Genomic DNA, 23,190 nt, shown 5'->3' on the forward strand with positions numbered 1-23,190 from the left:
AGCGTGTTTCAGCGGCTCTGCACAGATCAGGCGGGCAGTCTGTTTTCGATCCGGCCCATATGTAGCATCAGGCCGAAGCCAAGGATGCACATCGTTAGCACGCCGGTCGTCAGCGGTGTGATCGACCCGTCAAATAACAGCCCAATAGGGGCCGCGATGGCAGCCGCCAGAATTGTGGCGATCGAGCCAATGACCGAGGCAGCCATTCCCGCGATATGACCCATAGGTTCCATGGCAATGGCGTTCAGGTTGCCCATGGTTACACCGGCCATAAAGAAGATCGAGGTCTGCCATGCCACGAACACAGCAAAGGATGCGCCCGGTGGTAGCGGTGTCATGTTCAGGATTATCACAATGCTTGTTATCAGAATTTGCCCGCCCAAGGCCCAGGTCACCATGCGGCGCATGCCAACGCGCACGACCACGGCAGCGTTCAAAAGGCTGGCCGAACCCGAGATCAGCGCCACGAAGGCGAACCAGAAGGGAAAGCTGTCTGCCCGATCATGGATGACGTCAAAAACCGGCTGAACCATCGTTAGCATGGTGAACAGCAACCCCATGCAAAGCGTCTGCACCAGGATCGAGAGGCGCACGGTGGGGTGTGCGAACATCTCATGCACTGCCGCAATCATCAGGGGCAGGCGGAAGGGGCGCCGGTTTTCGGGCGCCAAAGATTCAGGCAGGCGCGTGGCCATCCAGATCACGATGATCGTGGCGAATATGATGAAGGACACAAAGATGCCGCGCCAGCCGACCAGTGCAATAACGCCTGCGCCTAGCAGCGGTGCCACGGCGGGGACCAGAGTAAAGATCATCATCGCAATCGAGATGATGCGCGCCATCTCGCGCCCTGAAAACAAGTCACGAATGATCGCCATAGCCACAACGCGCGGCCCGGCCGCCCCGAGGCCCTGCGCGATGCGCGCAGCCAGCACCAGTTCAAGCGATGAGCTGGACCACGCAACAGCGCAGGCCAGTATATAGAGAGCGGCACCACCATAAATCACCGGCTTGCGCCCGACCGCATCGGAAATTGGCCCAGTAAAGAATGTGCCGATCCCCATGCCCAGCACAAAAGAGGTCAGGATCAACTGTGCTTTGTTCAGATCGTAGGGGCTGAGCTCTGCGCCGATCTCGGGCAGGGCTGGCAGCATTGAATCGATCGAAAAGGCTATCGTGGCGAACATCATCGCGATCAACGCAATGAATTCGCCCCGGGACATGCGGTCGGCCATGGGGAACTCCTTCCCGAATGCGCTATCACGGCGTTTCGGGTTGGACTAGATCAGAAATGCACAGAGGTATGTGCTATTCTGCAGGGGAAGCCTCAATCTGAGACATGATCTCAGAGATCACTTTTGCCCACAATTCAGGAGGTTGCGCGCCCGGAACGGCGTGCTGGTTTGCAACGATGTATGTGGGAACCGAATTTACGCCCATTTCGCGTGAATGGCTGTCGCGGTTACGGATATCTTCTCGGTCGGCGTCTGACTGCAGCAGTTTCAGTACGACCGCTGCGTCCATGCCGACGCTGTCGGCGACATCAGCCAACACCTCATGATCACCAATATCACGCGCCTCGACGAAGTAAGCATTAAAGAGTGCATCGACCACGGCATCCTGCTTGCCCTCAATCCCCGCCCAGTGGATCAGGCGGTGGGCATCCAGCGTGTTGGGCGTGCGTTTCATGCCTTCGAAATCGATATTCAAACCTGCGTTTTCGGCATGTTCAACAACGGGCGCGTATGCACGAACTGCTCCGTCCTTGCCGCCGAACTTCCGTTCAAGGTATTCGCGCCGATCCATGCCCTCGTCGGGCATATCGGGGTTCAGCTGAAAGGGGTGCCACTCGATCACAAAGGGGTGGTCTGGCACTTCGGCGAGCGCTTTGTCCAGATGGGTCTTGCCGATATAGCACCAGGGGCAAATCGGATCGGACATGATGTCGAGCTTTACAGTGTGTGTCATTCGGACGTCGCCTTGAAATAGGCCGGCAGGGCGCGGCGCAGAAGTTTGCCGTTGCCTCCGGTGGGTAAGGCGGGCAGATGGACAAAGGCACGCGGCTGTTTGTAGCGCGCCAACTTGTCAGACACATAGGCGTGCAGGTCCGCCGCGTCCAGTTCTTCGGGGCCAGTGTAGAAGGCAACGATGATCGAACTGTCCTGTTTTACCTCAACCGTAGCCGCCCCGACCTGGGTGATCTCGGGATGGGTGGATAAGGCCGCCTCGACTTCGACCGGGGAAACGCGATATCCGCCCGCATTCATCATGTCGTCATCTCGACCCAGATAGGTGATTTGCCCATCAACGGCCATCGCGCCTTGATCACCGGTCAGGAACCAATCTCCCTGCATCCGAGCAGCGGCCTCGTCGGGGGCATTCAGATAGGTTAGCATCAGGCCCGGATCTTCGCGATGTACGGCTATTGTACCTTCCTGACCTTGTGGCACAGGGCCATCCGGCCCGAGGATGGCAATCCGACGCCCGGGCTGCGGCTGCCCCAACGCTGTGCCGCGTGCCGGGTGGCTTGGGCTGGATGAGATGAAGGTCGAGCATTCGGACATGCCGTAAGCCTCATAAAGCTCGGTGCCGGTGGACTGCACCCATTGTTCATGCAGGTGTCGCGACAGCTTTTCCCCGGCGCAAAGGCCGTGGCGCAGATCGGGAAGGCCGGGATGCGCGTCACTTTGCATCATCTTCCGAAAGACCCCCGGTGCGGCTGCAAAGATGGTGGCGCGATGTTGTTTCAACAGGGCAGGCAGATCGCGTATGTCTGTCCCGGGTTCAGGGATCAGAGCCGTTGCACCAATGGCCCAGGGGTCCATCAAGCCGGTGCCCAGCGTGTAGGTCCAATTGAATGCCCCCGCATGGCACAGCCGGTCCGAGGATTTCAGGCCATACCAGCCGTCGACCATCATCTGCCGAGCCCAGATGGCGCGGTGTGCATGCGCAACCGCACGGGGTTTGCCCGAAGTGCCCGAAGTGTAGACCACGTAGGCAAGCCGCTCGGGATCACCCATGGCAAAACTTGCAGGCGGCAATGATCGCATCCGGGCCAGTTCAGGCAGCATGATCTGATCCGGGTGCGGCGCGCAGCCGACCTGAGGATCTCGCAAAATGGCGGCTGGTTTCAGATCGTCGATGATCTTTGCGGTCTCTTGCTCGGTCAGTTGTGATGAGGTGGGCACGGGGACCAGCCCCACGGCGATTGCGCCCAGATAGGCGATCGGAAAATCGACGGTATTGCCCAATCGCATGAGAACAATGTCTTCGGCGCGAAGGCCGCTCTGCAGCAATCCTGAACCGGTGCCCATTATCGCCGAATGCAGATCGCCATAGGTCCAGTCTGTAGCACCATCCGATCTCAGCACTGAAAGCGCGGTCTTCTCAGCTGAACTTTGCGCATGGCGCAGCACATGCGCGGCAAGATTGAACGGGCGCGGGCAGGGCGCGGGCGGCCCCTGATCAAAGATCGACAACATGAGAACTGGCTATCGCCGTGCGAGGCGCGTTGCAAGCAGGGCATGCTCGCCCTATAGAAAGACCCATGGCCACCAATGATCATAAATCTATCGTCAGAATTGCTCGCGACAATGGTGTCAACACCGAGTTGGAGCCGGTCGATCTGGGCGCGCGCGTGCGCGAACTGCGTAAAGCCCGCAACTGGACGCTGGAACAGGCGGCGAGTCAGGCGGGTCTGGCCCGGTCGACACTCAGCAAGATCGAAAATGGTCAGATGTCTCCGACCTATGATGCTTTGAAAAAGCTGGCGACCGGATTGGAGATTTCGGTGCCTCAGCTTTTTACGCCGCCACAACGCGATCAGGTGATCGGTCGAATGGCAGTGACCAAGATGGGCGGGGGGGCGGCCCATGCGACCACCACCTACGAACATGAGTTGCTGGCAGAAACGCTGACCAAAAAGCAGATGCTGCCCTATCGCGCCCGTGTACGTGCACGCTCGATGGAAGAATTTGACGGCTGGGTGCGTCACGATGGTGAGGAATTTCTGTATGTCCTGACCGGAGTGGTGCGGTTGTTTACCGAGTTCTATGAGCCGGTCGAAATGCGCCGCGGCGACAGCGCTTACTACGACGGCAGCATGGGGCATAACGTCATTTCGGTCAGTGATGAGGATGCGACGATCCTGTGGGTGACGTCACTTGCTTAGGGATTGGGCCGCTTCACGGTTCAATGCTTCGGTGAACAGGAAATCCTCAAGCTCTTCGCGCGCCTCGTTTACGGTCAGGTGGTGACGCTCGGCCAGGTAAGCTTCGAACTGTTTGCGATCTTCGCCAACGCGCGCCATATCCCTATCCCGCAGGTTCGGGAACCTACGTTTTGCACGCGCATATGACGCGTCCCAGTCTTGCGTCAGATCAGCCCAGTTTAGCATCTGCGAGCCTTCCTTAGTTGGTGTTTCAGGATTGCTCTCCCCCAAGACAGCCTACGGAGCGCCGTGCGTTGCTGCAGACATGACAAAATGTCGCAGCCGCAGTCGGGAGATAAGATGCAAAAAACCCGCTGCGGAGATACCGCAACGGGCCCACGGACCTGCTGTAAAGTGAGTGGCGGCCGGTCCGTTATTCTGCTGGTTCGAATAACCAGTTCAGTATTTTGTGTCCGATAAATACAGCAATTAACTGCATAATTATGAACATCGGAATGTGCGCAGGGTATATCCCCGCAAAGGTATCCGTAAAGCCCCTTGCGATTGTAACGGCCGGATTAGCAAAACTTGTGGAAGACGTATACCAGTAGGCGCCGGTAATATAGAGGCCCACAAGGGCTGGTACCGTGTCCGGCTTGTGCCGAATTCCGCCGAAAATCACAAACAGCAAACCCAAAGTGGCGACAATTTCCGAAAACCACTGATGAGCCCCGGTACGATGCATCGTTTCCGAAGTTTGCAGAATCGGCAGGTCAAACATGTAATGGCTGGCCCAGACCCCCGCGATACCTCCGGCAATCTGAACAAGCATGTAAGGGGTGACCGCACGCCAGGGATGTTCACCGCGCAGCGCAAAGGCCAATGTCACTGCAGGGTTGAAGTGAGCGCCCGAGACAGGGCCGAGCGTAGTGATGATAGCGTAAAGGATGCAGCCGGTCGCAATTGCATTGGCCAACAACGCCAGCGCGATGTTCCCGTCGGACAAGGTTTGCGCCATGATGCCTGATCCGACAACGCCGATCAGCAGGAAGGCGGTTCCGAGGAATTCGGCAAAGTATTGGCGGGCGCTCACAGCAGGGCTCCTATACGTTTGAGATGGGCCGAGAGTTCAACGCTGTCCATGGTTTCAATGGGCAGCTCCAGAAGTGCTTCGGCGCGGCGCCCAAGAATGTCATATGCGGTCCTAAAGGCGGTTTCCCAGTCTGACTGAGACGCGGCAGCCGGGTCCTCGACACCCCAATGCGCGCGTACAGGGGCGCCGGGCCAGACGGGGCATGTCTCTTCGGCGGCTGAGCCGCAAACCGTGATCACTATGTCCATTTCCGGAGCATCTTCTGCTGCAAACTCATCCCAGCTTTTAGAGCGGGAATCGCGGATGTCATGGCCTTCGGCACCAAGCAGCGTCAAGGATTGCGGATGCACCTTCCCGGTCGGGTTGGAGCCTGCTGAATAGGCGCGTACACGCCCTTCGCCGGTGTGATTGAAGAGCGACTCCAGCAGAATCGACCGAGCCGAGTTGCCGGTGCATAGAACCAGTATGTTCATGGGGGTATCCTTGGATTGATCGAGGACTATTCGGCCATTCGACCGATATCATCCACCTTGTGCTGTAGTGAGATGCGGTCGAGCGTTTCGAACGGGAGGCTTGCAAAGGCGGTGATACGGTTGCGCAGCAATCCGTAGGCCTGCTGGAATGCCAGCTGCTTTTGCGCGTCGGTTCCTTCAACTTTGACCGGATCGGGCAGACCCCAATGCGCGCTTATCGGTTGTCCTGGCCAAGCGGGGCAGGCCTCGTTCGCCGCGTGGTCGCAGACGGTAAAGACAAAATCCATCTTTGGGGCATCAGCAGCGGCAAATTCTTCCAGTGATTTTGAGCGGAGCGAGGTCGTGTCGTAGTCTTTTTGCTTCAAGAGTTCCAAAACGATTGAATTTGGTCCGTCCGATGGTGCCGTTCCTGCCGAATAAGCGCGAAACAAGCCGTTACCTTCATTGTTCAGGATGGCCTCCGCCATGATCGAACGGGCCGAGTTTCCGGTGCAGAGGAAAAGCGCATTCATTACGCGGTCAGGGGACGCCATAACGGGGTCATCCGAGGGTTGCATGCACAAATCAGGACGATTTTGACAGCAACCGCCCAGCAACTCATCAAACAGCCCGCGCACCGCTGGTAAGTTGGCGGCATATTGCAATGATGTCCCGCTGCGCGACTGCTGGATCAGCCCGGCGGATTTCAATGCATTCAGGTAGGTTGACGCAGTATTGGGTTTCAGCGCTAAAGCCTCGGCAATCTGACCCGCAGCTACGGAATCTGGATAGCGACGCATCAACAGCCGGAACAGATCCAGCCGCTTGGGATGTGCGAGTGCGTTCAGCCTGTCATGAATCTCTATTTCCATAATTCATGAAATATGGAAATAGAGAGGATTCGTCAATCCTGAAACCACCAGACCTGTGGCATATATTCTGGCCCATCGCCATAAATTGGCAGAGTGTCGGGTTGTTTCAGCTCTTTGACATGGGCGATACGGCCGACATCAAAGCTCCAGATAGGAATGACATAGCGACCCGCTGTCAGAACACGATCCAGCGCGCGCGTTGCCGCAACAAAATCCTCGTGGCTTTCCGAGGCCAGCATCGCGTCGATCAGCCCGTCCACGGCGGGCGAGGTCAGGCCCATAACATTCCGCGTCCCGGGAGCATTTGCGTTTTCGCTGCCCCAATACAGGCGTTGTTCGTTGCCTGGCGAGAGCGACAGCGCACGACGGAACGGGGTCATGTCAAAATCTTGCGCATCGATGCGTGAAGTATATTGCGCGTCATCTACTTTCTCGACTGTCAACTGGATACCCAGGCGTTCGAGGGCGCGGGCGAAGATTTCCGCGATCACGCCGACATCCTGCACCACATTCAGGCTGCCCTGGCTGATGACCAGATCAATCACAAACGGCTCACCGCTGGCGTTGCGAAGCTGGCCGTCCTGAATTGTCCATCCGGCCTCTTCCAGCAGTTTAAGCGCTTTGCGGATATTGCGACGGTTGCGTTCGGTTCCATCGCTTTGAGGCAATTCATATCCATCCAGCGTGCCCGGTGCCAACTCGGCGGCGTAAGGTTGAAGCAATTCCTCGACACGACCAGTGGCCGGTCCGGGTTGCATCCCCAATTCCGATCCCGAGAAATAGGAGGTGATCCTGGGCTGCGCGCCGCCTGTAATGGTGTCGTTGATGAACTCGAAGTTGAAGGCCAGCGTTAGTGCCTCGCGTACGCGCCAGTCATCGAATGGGGCCTTGCGCGTGTTCATGACAAAGCCGGTCATGCCTGACGGCTTTTGATGGGGAATTTCCGTCTTCACAACATCACCGCGCTGAACCGCTGGGAAGTTGTACTGCGTGTTCCATTTATCCGCGTTGAATTCACGAACGGCCGAAAGCTCGCCAGCTTTGAACGCTTCAAACGCGACTGTGCCGTCTCCGTAGAACTCAACCCGCATGTCATCCAGATTCATCGTGCCCTTGCGGTAGGGGATATCGGCACCCCAATAGTCAGGATTGCGACGCAGGTTCACATAGCGGCCAGCCTCATAGTCATCGATTACGTATGGTCCGGAACCGATGGGTATATCGTGTAGTTGAGCGTCAGCGAACGACTTTCCCTCCCACTGCGCTTTTTGCAGGATCGGGCGCATTCCGGCGATCAGGGCCAGTTCGCGATCCGGTTCGTTAAAGGTGATCCGAACGCTGCGCGGTCCAGTCTTTTCAATGCTATCAATCTTGCCCCACAGCCCGCGATATCGCAGGTGGCCTTCGGTGCCCAGTGTCTCATACGACCAGATCACGTCATCGACAGTGACCGGCGATCCATCCGAGAATTCAGCATTTTCGCGCAGCGTGAATTCGACCCAGGTTCGGTCCGAATCCGTCTCAACTGATTCGGCTAACAACCCGTAAAGAGTGAAAGGTTCGTCCCAGGAGCGGCCCATCAGGCTTTCATGAGTCCAAAATCGCAACTGCCACGGCGCGGTGCCTTTTTGCACAAACGGGTTCAGACTGTTATAGCCGCCGGTATTGCCAAATACGACCTTGCCGCCCTTGGGCGCGTCAGGATTTGCGTAGGGTAGCGACACAAAATCCGGTGGTAGGGCCGGGTCACCATACATAGCTATGCCATGGGCCGATTCTGCTGACGCCATTGAGGCGGCGAAAATACAGGTGATTCCCACAATCGCGGGACGAAGGGGGCGGAGATAATCGGGGCTCATTTTGGAAACAATCCTGCTCTGGCCTTATTTTGTTTGGGATTCACCGTAGCCATGATTTTTCTTATTATCAAACTTTTAGCTTGGACGAGGGCGTGGAATTGCTTATAAAGGTTCTACTGCTCGATAGGTTTCTTGCCTGTATGAAACCTGCCTCAATAACTTAACGCCCGCTTCGTGCGGGCGTTTTTTTTGGCAAAACTCGTGCGGGTGCGCGGATCAGATCATTCCCCGTTTTCTTTGCAGGTGCAGCATGGCACTGTGTTTGAGAAACAAAAACTCATAAGGAGAGTGCCATGAGTCTGTCGGGCAAAACAGCCGTCGTCACGGGGTCGAATTCGGGGATTGGGCTGGGCATCGCGCGTGAGCTGGCGAAGGCCGGGGCGGATGTGGTGCTGAATTCGTTCACCGACCGTGATGAAGATCATGCGCTGGCCACCGAGATTGGCAAAGAGACGGGAACCAACGCGCGCTATATCAAGGCAGATATGTCCAAGGGCGATGAATGCCGTGCACTGATCGAACAGGCAGGTGCTTGTGACATTCTGGTGAACAACGCCGGCATTCAGCATGTGGCTCCGATCGATCAGTTTCCGTCGGACAAATGGGATGCGATCATCGCGATCAACATGAATTCGGTCTTTCATACGATGGCGGCAGCGCTTCCGATGATGCGCGCGGCGGGCTGGGGGCGGATCGTGAATATTGCCTCGGCTCACGGTCTGACGGCCTCGCCCTACAAGGCGGCTTACATCGCGGCAAAGCATGGTGTCGTCGGCATGAGCAAGACCGTGGCGCTGGAGACTGCGCAGGAGCCGATTACCTGCAATGCTATTTGTCCGGGATACGTACTGACTCCATTGGTTGAGGCGCAAATTCCCAACACGATGAAAGAGTACAATATGAGCCGCGAGGATGTGGTGAAGAACATCCTGCTGGAGCGGCAGCCGTCGAAGGAGTTTGCCACGGTCGAGCAGCTGGGCGGAACTACGATCTTCTTGTGCTCGGATGCAGCGGCACAGATCACAGGAACGACGATATCCGTGGATGGGGGATGGACGGCATTGTGAGGGACCATGGGGGCTCTGCCCCCATACCCCCGAGGTATTTCTGGCCAGATGAAGAGGCGGAACCATGAAACGGATCAATCTGGCATTGCAGGGCGGTGGGGCGCATGGCGCGTTTACCTGGGGTGTACTGGATCGATTGCTGGATGAAGAGGATATCGAGGTTGCCGCGATCACTGGGACTTCGGCCGGCGCTTTGAACGGGGCAGCGTTCAAATCAGGGATGGTGCATGCAGGGCGCGAAGGGGCGCGGGCGTGTCTGGATGGGCTTTGGAAACGCATGGGTGCCGTCGGCGATATGCGAATTGCCCATTGGATGCGGGGCATTGAGCCTGCTCATGTTGCACAAGCGTTGGAGTACTCCGTTCCGTTCTCGATGGCCGAAGCATGGTCGCGGCTGGTATCGCCTTACGCCTATGGGCCGTTTTATCGCAATCCGCTCACCCCGGTTGTGGATCGGTTCAACTTTGATGAGATTTGTGCAGACGAAGGGCCCGCGCTGTTTGTCTGCGCCACCTGTGTGCGCAGCGGCAAGATTCGCGTGTTCACAGGCGAGGAGATTTCGACCGATGCGATTCTGGCCTCGGCCTGCTTGCCGAACCTGTTTCAGGCGGTTGAAATCTATGACCCGAAATCCGAGCGGACCGAAGCGTATTGGGATGGCGGCTATACCGGAAACCCGGCGCTTTATCCGTTGTTCGGTGGGGATTTGCCAGATGATGTGGTGATTGTGAACATCAACCCGCTGGAACGCGATGAGGTGCCTAAAACGCCGCAGCAGATTCAGAACCGGATCAATGAGATCAGCTTTAACTCATCGTTGTTTCGCGAGCTGCGTGCGATCAATTTCGTTCAACGGCTTCTGGCCGAAGGCAAGCTGAAGGCTGGTGAGATGAGCCGGGTGCTGGTGCATATGATCGCTGATGACGCCTTGATGAACGACCTTTCAGCGGCCACCAAGATCGTGCCAAACCCGGTTGTGCTGAACCGGCTGAAACAGTCCGGGCGCGATGCGGCGGATCAGTTTCTGAGCGTGCATAAGGACGATCTGGGTCAGCGGAGCACGGTCGATTTGCCCGCAATGTTTGGTTGATTATTCAGGCGGCTGGGTTGGGTCTTTGTCATTCGGGTAAACCAGACCCGCTGAGATCACCAGCTTGGCTGCATCCTCGATGGACATATCCAGCAGGATCACATCCTCTGCGGGGAAAAACAACAGGAACCCGGATGTGGGGTTTGGGGTTGTCGGGACAAACACGCTTAGCAACTCGCCCCCGGTTTCGGCGCGATCGCTCACTTCACCGCGCGCTGTTGTCGAGACGAAGCCGATTGCCCAGATGCCCCGGCGCGGATACTGGATCAGGCAGGCTTTTTCGAAAGACCGCTCGGTCTGGGCGAACACAGTTTCCGAGATTTGCTTGATCCCGGAATAAACCGAACGGACCACGGGCATGCGGTCGACGACACTTTCGGCGAAATGGATCAGCGAACGGCCCAGGATGCCCTTTGCGATCCAGCCGACGATAATCGTGAACAGCAGGAATATGACCACGCCAACGCCGCGCAGGTTGATGCCGACATATTCCGAGGGTTGGAACCGTTGCGGGATCAGTGGCAGGACGGCACTGTCGATCCAGCCAACCACAGACCAAATCAACCAGATGGTCAGCCACACCGGAGCAATGACGACGATACCAGTCAGAAAGGACGCGCGTAGCCGGGAGAACAGGCCGGGGCGTCGGTGGGGTTCTTCGTCAAACGGAGTGTTCATTGCGGTCCTGAGTGGTTTGCGGAATTAGGTAAGCAGTCCGGGCGCTTGGTGCAATAGCTGGGGTCAGTGGGCTGATTCCGTTAGCGCACGCGCGATGACCGCTGCCAGTCGGGCGTTGTTGCGCACCAAAGCGATGTTGGCGGTAAGCGAACGGCCTTCGGTCTGTTCATAGATACGCTGTAGCAGATAAGGTGTGACGCCTTTGCCAGTGATCCGGTGAGTTTCTGCATCGGCCTGTGCGGACGCGATGATCGGGGCCAGCTCCTCGGACGGGATCTGGTCGGCTTGCGGGATCGGGTTAGCGACCAACTGACCACCCGGCAGCCCCAACGCACGCCGTGCTGCGTGGGCTTTTGCTATGTCAGCGGCATCATCCATGCGCAGCGGGGCTGCCAAGGGTGATTTTGCGGACCAGAAGGCTGGGAACTCGTCCTGTCCGTGGGCGATGACGGGGACGCCGAGCGTTTCCAGAACTTCAAGCGTTTTGGCGAGGTCGAGGATGGCTTTGGCCCCGGCCGCGACCACAGTCACCGGGGTCTGCGCGAGCTCGTGCAGGTCAGCGGAGATGTCGAAGGAGGTTTCGGCCCCCTGATGCACCCCACCGATGCCTCCGGTGGCGAAGACCTCAATGCCTGCATAATGTGCGGCGATCATTGTTGCGGCGACGGTGGTGGCCCCGGTGCCGCCTGTGGCGAGGCAGGCGGCCATGTCAGCGCGTGACAGTTTGGCGACGCCTTGCGCCTGACCCAGTGCGCTCAGCTGGTCGGCTTCGAGGCCGACGTGCAAAACTCCGTCAACAACGGCAATCGTTGCTGGAACGGCGCCCGCATCGCGGATGTCTTGTTCAACCTGTGCCGCGACCTCGATGTTCTGGGGGTAGGGCATGCCATGGGTGATGATGGTGCTTTCCAATGCCACGATTGGTTGGCCCGCATCCTTGGCGGCGCGGACCTCTGCGGAATAGTGAATGGTGATCACAGTGGGGTTTCTCCGGAAACATAGGTTGCAGCGGCGCGCAGCGCGCGGCTGAGTGCCGCGTCGCTGTCGGCACCATTCGCCTCGGCGGCGATATGGGCGGCCATGAAAGTGTCACCCGCGCCGGTCACGCGGGTGACCAGAACGGACGGGGGTGTTTGGGTCAAGACAGCATCAGCATCCCCGACGGTGGCCGAGTTGCCGCCATCGGTCACAAGAACCCGCAACGCGCCACGGTCCAGCAGGCCTTTGGCGGCGCTCTCGGAATCGGTGAACTCGCGTTGGCAAAGCAGTCCGGCCTCTTCGAGATTCACATAGAGCGTTGCACGGGCGTGTTTGAGGAAGGGCAGCAGCCGTTCTGCCTTGCCGGGCGACGCCGGGGCGACGCGCAGGTCGGCTTTGGCGAAGGCGGGGCTTTGGGCGATCTCTTCAAGCAAGGTAAGCGTCAGGTTACCGTCCAGCGCGATGGGCCCTTCGAATGGCGTATTTTCATAGCCCAGCGGACCATGCATCAAGGGACGCAGGATTTTGGCTCCGGCAGCTTCAAGCGAATGGGCGTCGGCAATGGCGGCGATCAGCCCGTTGGCTCCTTCAACCGCCATATATCTGTCGGTTGGCAGGTCTTGCGAGCGATAGATGTGATCGGTGACCATCCCCAAACGCGCGCAGGACCGGACCAATTCGTCGCCTTCAGCGTCGCGGCCAATTGCGGTCAGCAAAGTCGGGGTCATTCCGAACCGCACCAGCGTCATGGCGATGTTCATGGCGACGCCACCCGGCAGGCGAGTAATGCGGCCGGGTACATCCGAGCCCTGTCGCATGGCGCTGGCCGAGCGTCCGATCACGTCCCAAAGGACCGAGCCGATGCACAAAATTTCGCTGTTCTTGTTCATGCCTTGTGTCATGCCGCAGCCCCGACGCGGGTGCAAGGGTTAACGCTCGCATCCCTCAGCGCATTGCGGCAATCAGAGAGTTCAGCGCCTCCAACGGGTTATCTTGCGACCAGATTTCCTCTCCGATGCCGAAGAAATCGGTGCAGGGGGTGAGGTCTCGGATCAGATCGGACGTCAGGCCGCCCTCGGCCACGACGGGAACCTCGATCATTTCGGACCACCATTGGAACAGGTCCTTTTCGGCCTGAGTACCATCGCCCAGCGTGGCGGAACCAACCGGGCCAAAGGCCACGTAATCCGCGCCACTTTCACCAGCAGTCATCCCGTCATGGCTGGAGGCTCCGCAGAAGCTGCCGACAATCGCATCCGCGCCCAGTTCCTTGCGGGCCGCCCGGATAGACCGCGCGCCGTCATCCAGATGCACCCCGTCCAGACCCAACCGTTGCGCCAGCAGGACGTGGTTGGAAATCACGATGGCCACGTCGCGCGCATGCGCAACTTCGCGGCAGGCATCGGCAGCGCGTGCAATGGTGTCTTCGTCGTTGCCCGCCAAAGCAAGACGGATACAGGCAACATCGGCCCCGTCCAGCACGCGGCCCAATTGGTCGGGGAATGTGCTCAGCGCGATGGTCGGAGGCGTGATCAGGTAAATCTGCGGCTGCTCGGGGGGTTCCATGGCGCGTCCTTCGGGTTTGTCATCTTTCGCGCGGTTTAGCGGATTGCGCGGGGGAAGCAAACTTTTATGCCTGCCAAGCGGGTATTTGGAAACAGAAGAAAGGGATCGGGTTGCTATGGCCATGTATGCGAATTAGAGCAGGCGGAGTTTTTTGGAGTAAGCCATGCCCAGCGATACATCCCAGCCTTCATTTGTGCTCGTGCGCCCGCAGATGGGTGAAAACATCGGTGCTGCGGCGCGGGCGATGTGGAACTTCGGACTGGACCGGATGCGGATCGTGGCACCGCGTGACGGGTGGCCAAACCCCAAGGCGGTAGCCATGTCGAGCGGGGCGGGGCGGCTGCTGGACGAGGCGCAGTTGTTCGACGATCTGGCCGGATCTCTGGCAGATAAAACCTTTGTCTTTGCCACCACAGCGCGGCAGCGCGGCCTGACCAAACCAGTCTATAGCCCCGAACGCGCGATGCAGATCGCGGCTGAGAAAGTGGCGGCGGGTGAAAAAGTGGCCGTGCTGTTTGGCCCGGAACGGGCAGGGCTTGAGAATGAGGATATCGCCAAGGCTAACGCGATAATCTCGGTACCGGTGAATCCGGAATACGCCTCATTGAACCTCGGACAATGCGTGTTGCTGACGGCCTATGAATGGATGCGCCAGACCGGGGACGTTGTTCACGAAGCCACCGATCTTGGCAAGGGTGACTGGGCCACCGGGATCGAAGTGGAGAAACTGGTCGAGCACTACGAAGACCGTCTGGAAGAAGCCGGGTTCTTCTACCCGCCTGAAAAAGCCGAAGGAATGAAGGTGAACCTGCGCAATCTGTGGTCGCGGATGCGGATGACACGGGCCGATGTGCAGATGCTTCACGGGATCATGCGGCAGATGGTCCGCTGGAAAGACAAAAGCTGAGGCTGGACCTATCTTCCGCCAAACCATAGCTTGCGACGAAAACAGGACATGAGGACAGCATGAGCGGTAAGCGCAGCATCTTCGAAGAGGTCTCGGACAGCGAAAAACAACAGGCCGTCCAACCCGGTATGATCGACCGGGGGCGTGGCGGTGCGCGGGCCGCGATCCGGGTTTGGCTGATGATCCTGTTCGCGCTGGTCGTGATCATGATTGCCGTGGGCGGGCTCACGCGGCTGACCGACAGTGGTCTATCGATCACCGAATGGCGACCTATTACGGGTGCGATCCCGCCGATGAACGCTGCCGACTGGCAAGCCGAATTCGATAAATACAAGCAGATTGACCAGTGGCGCATTCAGAACCAATGGATGGAGCTGGATGATTTCAAAACCATCTATTGGTGGGAATGGGGCCATCGCCAGTTGGGCCGCGTGATAGGATTGGTTTGGGCCGTTGGATTTATCGGTTTCCTTGTGACCCGCAAGATTCCTACAGGATGGGCTGGTAAGCTGCTGATCCCCGGCTTGCTTGGCGGTGTTCAGGGTGCTGTAGGCTGGTGGATGGTCGCCTCGGGCGTCACACAGGGTGAAGGCATGACCGCCGTTGCCAGCTATCGTCTGGCAACGCATCTTGGCTTGGCCTTCGTGATCCTCGGCTTTCTTGCCTGGTACATCTTTGAACTTGGCCGTGACGAACGTGACCTGATGCAGGCCCGCCGCGCGAAAGAGGCTAAGCTTTTCTTGATATCGACCGGACTGCTGCACTTCACCTTCCTGCAAATCCTCATCGGTGCGCTGGTGGCCGGGATCGACGCGGGGAGGTCCTACACTGACTGGCCTCTGATTGGCGGTCAGTTGCTGCCGCCCGATGCGGCCATGCTGGAACCGATGTGGCGTAACTTCTTTGAAAGTCCCGGTCTGGTGCAGTTTATCCACCGTTGCGTCGGCTATCTGCTCTTTATTTTCGCCATCATAGTCTGGCGGCGCGGTGGCAGCAGCGCGCACCCACAGACCCGCTTTGCCTTCAACGCCATGTTCGCGGCTTTGTCACTGCAAGTGGTCGTGGGCATCATCACAGTCGTCTATGCGGCACCTTGGCAGATCGCCATTTTCCACCAGTTCATGGCCGTGGTCGTCTGGACACTGATCCTGCGCGCCCGCTTCCTGACAGCTTACCCTATCGCAACATCTGTGCGCGGAGCATGATCCCATGACAGCATACAATGACCTGATGGCCTTTCAGCGCGAAACCTCGGCCCTGGGCCAGATTGCCGGTAGGCTCGGCTGGGACCAGGAAACGGTGATGCCGCGCGGTGCCGCGCCGCAACGGGCCGAGGAAATGGCAGCGATCGAGGCTGTATTGCATGCTCGCCGCTCTGACCCTCGCGTTGCCGAATGGTTGGAGCAGGCCGCACCGCAAGATGAGGTCGGCAAGGCACAACTGCGTGAGATACGCCGCGCCTATGACCGCGCGGTGAAGGTGCCCGCCGATCTGGCGACGGCGATTGCACGCGTGACATCCGCCGCGCAGGGCACATGGGCCCAGGCGCGAGCGGACGAAGATGTCTCAGCCTTCCTGCCGGTGCTGGAAGAAGTTGTCTCGCTGAAACGGCAAGAAGGTGAAGCGCTGGCACAGGGTGGCGACGTTTATGATGCGATGGTTGAGGATTACGAGCCCTACACAACCGGCGCTCAGATCGCCGCGATCTTTGACGAAATGCGCCCACGTCTGGTGGCTCTTCGCGCCGCAGTTCTGGATCACCCGGAACCTGCCGCGCTGACCGGCAACTTTGACGAACTGACCCAGTTGCGCCTGACGCAGAAACTGGCAACGACATTCGGCTATGACCTGAACTATGGCCGCGTCGACAAAGCGGTGCATCCGTTCAGCTCGGGCAGTGGGCTGGACGTTCGGATCACCACCCGCACGAGCGAGACCGATCCGTTCAACTGCTTTTACTCGACCATTCACGAGGTTGGACACGCCGCCTATGAGCAGGGCATCGACCGCGATTACCTGCTGACCCCGTTAGGACGTGGTGTGTCGATGGGTGTGCATGAAAGCCAAAGCCGGATTTACGAAAACCAGCTGGGCCGCTCGCGCGCCTTTACCGGATGGCTGTTTGACCAGATGAAAGAGGCGTTCGGTGATTTTGGCATCGCCGATGCGGATGCGTTCTATGCCACCGTCAACCGCGTCCACAACGGCTATATCCGAACCGAGGCGGATGAGGTGCAGTACAATCTGCACATCATGCTACGGTTTGATTTGGAACGCGCACTGATGGCCGGTGACTTGCAGGTCGGCGACCTTGAAGCCGCCTGGAACAACCGCTTCAAAGCAGATTTTGGTTATGCGGTCGACAAGCCCTCGAACGGGTGTTTGCAGGACGTACACTGGTCGGTTGGCCTGTTTGGCTATTTCCCGACCTATTCGCTGGGTAATGTCTATGCGGGATGCCTGTATCAAACACTGCGCGCGGCAATTCCCGGACTTGAGGGGCAGTTGGCAGCTGGCGATACTTCCGGGGCGACCGGTTGGCTTCGAGAGCATGTGCAGCAGCATGGAGGACTGTACGCGCCCCGCGAAATCATTCAGCGCGCCAGTGGGGTGGAACCTGGGCCGGAGCCGCTGTTGGCTTATCTGGAGCAGAAGTTCGGGGCGTTGTACGGGCTTTGAGGCGTGTTCGTGGCGCTCCGGCGTTACACTGGTCCTGACGGTACCATTTCGATACGCAAGGCAACAGCGGCGAAGAAAAGGCCGCTTCCTGCCAATACAAACACGTGCCAGATTGTGTTGTGGTAGGGCAGCCAGTCCAGAAGGTAGAATACCACGCCTGCGGTATAGATGAGGCCTCCGGCGATCATCAAAGTAAGGGTAAGGGGTGAAAGTTCGGCCAACATGGATTGTCCGGCCCAAACCGCGGCCCATCCCATCAGAAGATACAGCGCCAGCCCGAACCAGCGGAAGCGGTTCGGGTCGATCATCTTCAGAACAGAGCCCAGCGTCGCAGAAGACCACAGCCCCAGCAAAAGCCCCGGAGGTTGCGAAGCCGAGAGCAGCAGGAACGGCGTATAAGTTCCTGCGATCTTCACGTAGATACCCGAGTGATCAAGGCGGCGCAGAAACTCTGCCCACTCATCATGCTCGATCATGTTGTAGAGCGCCGAGAACGTCAGCATCAAAACCAGAGTTATTCCATAGATCGAGGCGCCCAAAACCGCCGCCGGGTCTGACCGATAGAAGACTGTCATGATGATCAGCATAGGCGCTGCGATCACCGCCGAAGAAACACCCAGCACATGAACAACACCGTCACTTATTCGCTCAGCACGGCTATAGGCAGGTCGGATATGGGCGAATGACCACATATCGAAATGCTAGGCTTGCCGGGTCTGCAGGGGCAAGCCCACCCTCGTGCCGTTGGCAGGAACGTGACCCTGAGTAACAAAAACGCCCGCAATACGGGCGTTATGTTACACTTCTGTAGTGCTTTGTTATTCCTCGGCTTCTTCGTCACCCTGGTCGGCGATCCAAGCCACACTAACGACTTCTTCGCCTTTGCCGGTGTTGAATACCCGCACACCACCCGCGCTGCGGGAGCGGAACGAGATTCCCTCGACCGGCACCCGGATCGATTGGCCTTTCGAGGTAGCCAGCATGATCTGATCGTCGATTTCTACGGGGAAGGAGGCAACCAGCTCGCCACCGCGCATGGCTTTGTCCATCGCCGCCACACCCATGCCACCGCGACCGCGGACAGGGTAGTCGTGACTGGAGCTCAGCTTGCCCGCGCCGCCCGACGTGATGGTCAAGATCAGGTTCTCGGCTGCCGACATCTCGGCATAGCGTTCCTGCGTGATACTGCCAGGCGCGGCTTCGTCCTCGTCCGTTTCGCCGTCATCCGCAATGCCCGCGACTGCGCGGCGCATCTTGAGGTAGGCGGCGCGCTCGTCCGGGTCGGCCTCGAAATGGCGAATTACGGACATCGAGACGACACGGTCGCCATTGCTCAGCCTGATGCCGCGCACACCGGTAGATTCGCGTGAGTTGAAGACACGTACATCAGTGGTCCGGAAGCGGATCGCACGGCCCGAATTGGTGACCAGCATCACGTCTTCATCTTCTGAACAGATGCGAGCGTTTACCAGTTCCACATCCTCGGGCAGTTTCATCGCGATCTTGCCATTGCGGCGGACGTTCGTGAAATCTGACAGACGATTGCGGCGGACGTCACCTGCACTGGTGGCGAAGACGATTTGCAGGTTCTCCCACTCTTCATCCGGCACATCCACGGGCATGATCGCCGCGATCGAGACACCGGTCGGGATCGGAAGAATGTTGACGATCGCCTTACCCTTACCGGTCCGGCTGGATTGCGGCAGACGCCAGGTCTTGAGCTTGTAGACCATGCCTTCGGTGGTGAAGAACAGCAGTTGCGTATGCGTGTTCGCCACGAAGAGATTGGTGACAACATCCTCTTCCTTGGTCTGCATACCCGACAGGCCTTTGCCGCCACGCTTTTGAGCCCGGAAATCGGCCAGAGGGGTGCGTTTGATGTAGCCGCCTGAGGTGACAGTCACGACCATATCTTCGCGTTCGATCAGGTCTTCGTCTTCCATATCACCGGACCAGTCAACGATCTCGGTGCGGCGGTCGACGGCGAACTGCTCGCGCACGCTGCGTAGCTCATCGGCGATGATGCCCATGATGCGCTCACGCGAAGACAGAATATCCAAGTATTCCTTGATCTTGTCGGCCAGTTCTTCCAGTTCGTCCGTGACTTCCTTTACACCCAGTTGGGTCAGACGCTGCAGCCGCAGTTCGAGAATGGCGCGGGCCTGTACCTCGGTCAGGTTATAGGTGCCGTCGTCATTCATCTTGGACAGCGGATCGTCGATCAGGCGTAGATAGCCTTCGATCTCGGATGCAGGCCAGCGGCGGGTCATCAGTTTCTCGCGCGCTTCAGCAGCGTCTGCCGACGAGCGGATCGTGGCAACCACTTCGTCAACATTCGAAACGGCCACGGCCAGACCACACAGGATGTGACTGCGCTCACGCGCCTTACGCAAGTCATAGGCTGTACGGCGGGCAACAACATCTTCGCGGAAGTCGATGAACGAGGTCAGGAAGCGGCGCAGGGTCAGCTGTTCAGGCCGACCACCGTTCAACGCCAGCATGTTGCAACCAAATGAGGTCTGCATCGGCGAGAAGCGGTAGAGCTGGTTCAGCACCACTTCGGGCGTTGCATCGCGTTTCAGTTCGACCACGACACGCACACCATTGCGGTCGGATTCGTCCTGTACGTGGCTGACGCCTTCGATGCGTTTTTCGCGCACGGCTTCGGCGATCTTTTCGATCATCGAGGCTTTGTTCACCTGATAGGGGATCTCGTCGACAACGATGGCATACCGATCCTTGCGCAGCTCTTCTACGCGGGTCTTGGCGCGGATGATAACGCTGCCACGGCCTTCAAGGTAGGCTTTGCGCGCACCTGAGCGGCCCAGCATCACACCGCCAGTCGGGAAGTCGGGGCCGGGCACATACTCGATCAGTTGTTCTGATGTCAGATCCGGGTCGTCGATCAGCGCCAGCGTGGCATCGACCACTTCGCCTAAGTTATGCGGTGGGATGTTGGTTGCCATACCCACGGCGATACCACCGGCACCATTGACCAGCATGTTCGGGAAACGGGCGGGTAGGACGGTCGGCTCTTTGTCTTTGCCGTCATAGTTGTCCTGAAAATCGACAGTCTCTTTTTCGATATCGGCCAGCAGGGACGCGGCGGGTTTGTCCATCCGTACTTCGGTGTAACGCATCGCTGCCGGGTTATCGCCGTCCATTGAGCCAAAGTTGCCCTGACCATCAAGCAGCGGCAGCGACATCGAGAAATCCTGCGCCATCCGCACCAGCGCGTCATAGATCGCACTATCACCATGCGGGTGGTACTTACCCATCACGTCACCAACCGGACGGGCCGACTTGCGATAGGACTTGTCATGAGTGTTCCCGGTCTCATGCATCGCGTAGAGAATACGCCGATGCACCGGCTTCAGCCCGTCGCGCAGATCGGGGATCGCACGGCTGACGATGACCGACATCGCATAGTCCAGATAGGACGTGCGCATTTCGGATTCGATGGAGACCGTCGGGCCGTCATAAACGGGGCGTTCAGGCGGGGTTTCGTCCATGTTTTCAGGAATTTCTGGCGTATCGCTCACGTAGGCTGCCCGTGTCTTGTTCTTGATCTATATCTTGTGGATGCACTTTATCAGACCCGGCATATAAGGTGCAAGCAAGCAACCGTCCCCCGGCCAAATTAGCTCGGTAACACCAGAGTAACATATTGTTATCTAAGTATTAGGAGAGTTCCGTGTTACCCTGAGTAGACCTTGTAACAAGTTTGGAGGTCTGCATGGCGCAAAGTGAAACTGAACTCATGCTTAAGGGGTACGGGCTGACCACGGCGGAATTCTTCTACCACATGCCAGACTATATTCACGTGCTGAACACGTTCATCTGGCAGGATTACGACCTTGCTCCGGACCATCCTAAGCTGTTCGAATTCGTGGAATTCTGGCAGAAAGAAATTGAAGGGCCATTGCACTCGGTCCGGTTTACGCACCGCAAGATGATCGCGCCCGGAGAGTGGCGGAACATGGTGGGTGAGTTTCGGGTGAACTGAACCAAGGTTCAATTTATCCACGGCACTTCAAAGCTTGCTTTCAAATGAGGTGAAATGGGCTAAGGTCATGGCCGATCTGTCGGTTTAATTCGGATGCATGCGATGCCCAGAATTCTGCTCCTTGCCGCTGCGCTTTGTCTAAGTGGCCCTGTTTTCGCCGAAGGGCTGTTAGGAAAGATCAAGAAAGGTGCGGAAAACACAGCAACTGCGATCGGCCTAGGGGCTGAGGCCGTGGGAACGACGATTGAAAAGGGTGCAGCTGCCGTTGACGAAACCATTGATTCGACAGCGGATTTGCTGAAGAACGATGCCACGCCGGAAGAGACTCGCGCTAAGCTGGACGCAATGGCTGGCGAAATTCTTGATCAGTTATTTGCCGAAGACCCAGAGGCGCAGGCGCTTTATGAGGTTAGCGCGGGATATGCGGTGTTTGACTCGCGAAAAGTAACTGTGTTCCCAGTTTCGGCTGGGTATGGGCGCGGTGTGGCGGTTTCAAAGGACACCGGACAACACACATACATGAATATGGGGACCGGGGGCGTCGGCGCCGCCATTGGTATCGGCGGATTTGAAACCAAGTTCGTGATCATGTTCGAAACACCCGCCGATTTGGACAAGTTTATCAACGAAGGTTACGACGCGACCGCAGAAACGGACGCGATGTATGGTGAAGAGCGATCAGGCGATACGCTTCACTTCACCGATGGCCGGTCATTCTTTGTGCTGAGCAAGAAAGGTTGGCGTGTCTCAGCAGGTGCGTCCGGAACCAAATTCTGGAAATCACCGGAGCTGAACTGACTAACCGGAACAACTCGCCCCACCGAGCACACAGAATTTTGCGCAATGTGGATGGTTCAGATACACGTCGGCCTCGGCTTCGGCGAGCGTTTCGCCGAGTTCAAATTCCGGCGAATAGGGCAGTAGGGTGCAGGCCAACACAGCTGGCCGTTTTGCCCCTTTGCGTTTGACCACCATACGTGAGCTGGCGCACATAACTGCATCGTGGGACTTATTCAGAATACCCCAGCATGCGGTTGTAATCTCGGGAACTTCTACGGTTTCGTCCATCTCGGGGAACAGCACGGTCTGCGCTGGATTTTGTGCATCAATGTCAAAGCCGTGCTCGGCAAAAAACGCAGCATATCCTTCACGGCTTTCGGCGTCGCTATCCCCCCAGACAGTGCGCCCGGCGATGGCCATCTTGAAGCCGTTATCCCGCAGCCACTCCATCCCCGTCAGGGTTTTGGCAAAACTGCCTTTGCCGCGTTCTTCGTCATGAAGATCAGCGCAGTAGTGATCGACCGAGATACGCAGCGTCAGTTTATCCGCGTAGTCGCGTCGCAATTCCAGCAGCCCCTCGCGCATTCTGCGACGCATCATTGGCAGCATTGCGTTGGTCAGGATCAAGACTTCATATCCGCGTTCCAGCGCGGCGCGGGTCATCTCGATCATTTCGGGGTTCATGAAGGGCTCACCACCGGTAAAGCCAATCTCGCGGATCGGCCATTGCCGCTGTTCGATCTGATCCAGATAGCCGCGGACTTCGTCGGCGGTGATGTAAACCAGTGCATCGTTGGTCGGGCTACTGGCGATATAGCAGTTCACGCATTCGATATTGCACAGCGTACCGGTGTTGAACCACAGGGTTTCGGGATGGGTAAGCGCAACGGACGCGCGCGTTTGCCCATCTGCTGTCACTAAACTGTTCTGAAACTTTCCGATATTCGCGGCCTGTGGGGCGTTGTCTTTCATTCCGGCATCCGGTTCTGTGCTTGTGCCGAACCGACTTAAAC

The 23,190-nt window shown here is 58.0% G+C and carries 23 protein-coding genes; 8 read left to right on the forward strand and 15 right to left on the reverse strand.

All coding sequences use genetic code 11. The annotated features are described in order from the left end of the window. Positions 1 to 26: 26 nt before the first annotated feature. The 3 genes from ACR0AH_RS02530 to ACR0AH_RS02540 all read right to left on the reverse strand — a co-directional run bounded on the left by ACR0AH_RS02530 (position 27) and on the right by ACR0AH_RS02540 (position 3,482). On the reverse strand, positions 27 to 1,235 hold the full coding sequence (locus tag ACR0AH_RS02530) for a multidrug effflux MFS transporter (protein ID WP_480590203.1): 1,209 nt from the start codon (positions 1,233 to 1,235) through the stop codon (positions 27 to 29). Positions 1,236 to 1,308: 73 nt separating this feature from the next. Continuing rightward, a complete protein-coding gene (locus tag ACR0AH_RS02535; RefSeq protein ID WP_480585187.1) occupies positions 1,309 to 1,968 on the reverse strand; it encodes a DsbA family oxidoreductase in 660 nt (219 codons plus the stop codon). Continuing rightward, complete coding sequence (locus ACR0AH_RS02540) at positions 1,965 to 3,482, reverse strand: class I adenylate-forming enzyme family protein (protein WP_480590205.1); 1,518 nt, start codon at positions 3,480 to 3,482, stop codon at positions 1,965 to 1,967. Before ACR0AH_RS02540 ends, ACR0AH_RS02535 begins: the two co-directional genes overlap by 4 nt. 65 nt (positions 3,483 to 3,547) lie before the next feature. On the opposite strand from ACR0AH_RS02540, the gene ACR0AH_RS02545 reads away from it, so the two are divergent. Next, the gene (locus ACR0AH_RS02545) at positions 3,548 to 4,171 is read left to right on the forward strand and encodes an XRE family transcriptional regulator (protein WP_170396891.1); all 624 of its coding nucleotides are present in this window, start codon (positions 3,548 to 3,550) and stop codon (positions 4,169 to 4,171) included. Here ACR0AH_RS02545 and ACR0AH_RS02550 read toward each other — a convergent pair. From ACR0AH_RS02550 to ACR0AH_RS02570, 5 genes are all read right to left on the reverse strand, one after another. After that, on the reverse strand, positions 4,160 to 4,396 hold the full coding sequence (locus ACR0AH_RS02550; RefSeq protein WP_170465312.1) for a hypothetical protein: 237 nt from the start codon (positions 4,394 to 4,396) through the stop codon (positions 4,160 to 4,162). The two genes, ACR0AH_RS02545 and ACR0AH_RS02550, sit on opposite strands and share 12 nt — an antisense overlap. 187 nt (positions 4,397 to 4,583) lie before the next feature. Next, the gene (locus tag ACR0AH_RS02555) at positions 4,584 to 5,243 is read right to left on the reverse strand and encodes an aquaporin (RefSeq protein WP_170465314.1); all 660 of its coding nucleotides are present in this window, start codon (positions 5,241 to 5,243) and stop codon (positions 4,584 to 4,586) included. Continuing rightward, entirely contained in the window at positions 5,240 to 5,716 is a 477-nt protein-coding gene (locus ACR0AH_RS02560) for an arsenate reductase ArsC (RefSeq protein ID WP_170626896.1), read from the reverse strand. Before ACR0AH_RS02560 ends, ACR0AH_RS02555 begins: the two co-directional genes overlap by 4 nt. Positions 5,717 to 5,742: 26 nt before the next feature. Beyond that, positions 5,743 to 6,567, reverse strand: a complete 825-nt coding sequence (locus ACR0AH_RS02565) for an arsenate reductase/protein-tyrosine-phosphatase family protein (RefSeq protein WP_170421885.1) — start codon at positions 6,565 to 6,567, stop codon at positions 5,743 to 5,745. A gap of 32 nt (positions 6,568 to 6,599) precedes the next feature. Continuing rightward, on the reverse strand, positions 6,600 to 8,426 hold the full coding sequence (locus tag ACR0AH_RS02570; RefSeq protein ID WP_480590207.1) for an extracellular solute-binding protein: 1,827 nt from the start codon (positions 8,424 to 8,426) through the stop codon (positions 6,600 to 6,602). A gap of 293 nt (positions 8,427 to 8,719) precedes the next feature. Here ACR0AH_RS02570 and ACR0AH_RS02575 point away from each other — a divergent pair, with 293 nt between their 5' ends. Together ACR0AH_RS02575 and ACR0AH_RS02580 are read left to right on the forward strand one after the other, a co-directional pair. Further along, positions 8,720 to 9,493, forward strand: coding sequence for a 3-hydroxybutyrate dehydrogenase (locus ACR0AH_RS02575; RefSeq protein ID WP_170421879.1), 774 nt, complete (start codon positions 8,720 to 8,722; stop codon positions 9,491 to 9,493). A gap of 64 nt (positions 9,494 to 9,557) precedes the next feature. Then, positions 9,558 to 10,583, forward strand: coding sequence for a patatin-like phospholipase family protein (locus ACR0AH_RS02580; RefSeq protein ID WP_170421876.1), 1,026 nt, complete (start codon positions 9,558 to 9,560; stop codon positions 10,581 to 10,583). Here the strand turns inward: ACR0AH_RS02580 and ACR0AH_RS02585 are convergent, their stop codons facing one another. The 4 genes from ACR0AH_RS02585 to ACR0AH_RS02600 form a co-directional block, all read right to left on the reverse strand. Beyond that, complete coding sequence (locus ACR0AH_RS02585) at positions 10,584 to 11,261, reverse strand: DUF502 domain-containing protein (RefSeq protein ID WP_170396909.1); 678 nt, start codon at positions 11,259 to 11,261, stop codon at positions 10,584 to 10,586. 63 nt (positions 11,262 to 11,324) lie between these two features. Further along, positions 11,325 to 12,239, reverse strand: a complete 915-nt coding sequence (locus tag ACR0AH_RS02590) for a pseudouridine-5'-phosphate glycosidase (RefSeq protein WP_480590210.1) — start codon at positions 12,237 to 12,239, stop codon at positions 11,325 to 11,327. Next, complete coding sequence (locus ACR0AH_RS02595) at positions 12,236 to 13,129, reverse strand: PfkB family carbohydrate kinase (RefSeq protein WP_170509655.1); 894 nt, start codon at positions 13,127 to 13,129, stop codon at positions 12,236 to 12,238. Before ACR0AH_RS02595 ends, ACR0AH_RS02590 begins: the two co-directional genes overlap by 4 nt. Before the next feature lie 55 nt (positions 13,130 to 13,184). Continuing rightward, positions 13,185 to 13,805: a thiamine phosphate synthase gene (locus tag ACR0AH_RS02600; protein ID WP_170732330.1), complete on the reverse strand. Its 621-nt coding sequence runs from the start codon at positions 13,803 to 13,805 to the stop codon at positions 13,185 to 13,187. 163 nt (positions 13,806 to 13,968) lie between these two features. Here ACR0AH_RS02600 and ACR0AH_RS02605 point away from each other — a divergent pair, with 163 nt between their 5' ends. From ACR0AH_RS02605 to ACR0AH_RS02615, 3 genes are read left to right on the forward strand one after another with little or no spacing between them, the layout of a single operon-like run. After that, positions 13,969 to 14,712 carry an RNA methyltransferase gene (locus tag ACR0AH_RS02605; protein WP_480590212.1) on the forward strand — a complete coding sequence of 248 codons (744 nt, stop codon included), beginning with the start codon at positions 13,969 to 13,971 and terminating at the stop codon, positions 14,710 to 14,712. Between the two features lie 59 nt (positions 14,713 to 14,771). Continuing rightward, a complete protein-coding gene (ctaA, locus tag ACR0AH_RS02610; RefSeq protein WP_480590214.1) occupies positions 14,772 to 15,917 on the forward strand; it encodes a heme A synthase in 1,146 nt (381 codons plus the stop codon). A 4-nt stretch (positions 15,918 to 15,921) separates the two neighbouring features. After that, on the forward strand, positions 15,922 to 17,391 hold the full coding sequence (locus tag ACR0AH_RS02615) for a carboxypeptidase M32 (RefSeq protein WP_480590216.1): 1,470 nt from the start codon (positions 15,922 to 15,924) through the stop codon (positions 17,389 to 17,391). A gap of 23 nt (positions 17,392 to 17,414) precedes the next feature. On the opposite strand, the gene trhA is transcribed toward ACR0AH_RS02615, so the two are convergent. Both trhA and gyrA read right to left on the reverse strand, forming a co-directional pair. After that, a complete protein-coding gene (gene trhA / locus ACR0AH_RS02620; RefSeq protein ID WP_170406032.1) occupies positions 17,415 to 18,083 on the reverse strand; it encodes a PAQR family membrane homeostasis protein TrhA in 669 nt (222 codons plus the stop codon). A 126-nt stretch (positions 18,084 to 18,209) separates the two neighbouring features. Next, positions 18,210 to 20,933 carry a DNA gyrase subunit A gene (gene gyrA / locus ACR0AH_RS02625; RefSeq protein ID WP_170396932.1) on the reverse strand — a complete coding sequence of 908 codons (2,724 nt, stop codon included), beginning with the start codon at positions 20,931 to 20,933 and terminating at the stop codon, positions 18,210 to 18,212. Positions 20,934 to 21,127: 194 nt separating this feature from the next. On the opposite strand from gyrA, the gene ACR0AH_RS02630 reads away from it, so the two are divergent. Together ACR0AH_RS02630 and ACR0AH_RS02635 are read left to right on the forward strand one after the other, a co-directional pair. Further along, positions 21,128 to 21,397 (forward strand): usg protein, encoded by a 270-nt coding sequence (locus ACR0AH_RS02630; protein ID WP_039535770.1) that lies wholly within the window; start codon positions 21,128 to 21,130, stop codon positions 21,395 to 21,397. A 102-nt stretch (positions 21,398 to 21,499) separates the two neighbouring features. Next, on the forward strand, positions 21,500 to 22,195 hold the full coding sequence (locus tag ACR0AH_RS02635; RefSeq protein WP_480590219.1) for a lipid-binding SYLF domain-containing protein: 696 nt from the start codon (positions 21,500 to 21,502) through the stop codon (positions 22,193 to 22,195). Here ACR0AH_RS02635 and ACR0AH_RS02640 read toward each other — a convergent pair whose 3' ends face one another. Beyond that, positions 22,196 to 23,149 carry a radical SAM protein gene (locus ACR0AH_RS02640; protein WP_480590221.1) on the reverse strand — a complete coding sequence of 318 codons (954 nt, stop codon included), beginning with the start codon at positions 23,147 to 23,149 and terminating at the stop codon, positions 22,196 to 22,198. It abuts the gene before it with no gap. Between the last annotated feature and the right edge of the window lie 41 nt (positions 23,150 to 23,190).

It is taken from the genome of Ruegeria sp. AM5 (genome assembly GCF_056540645.1).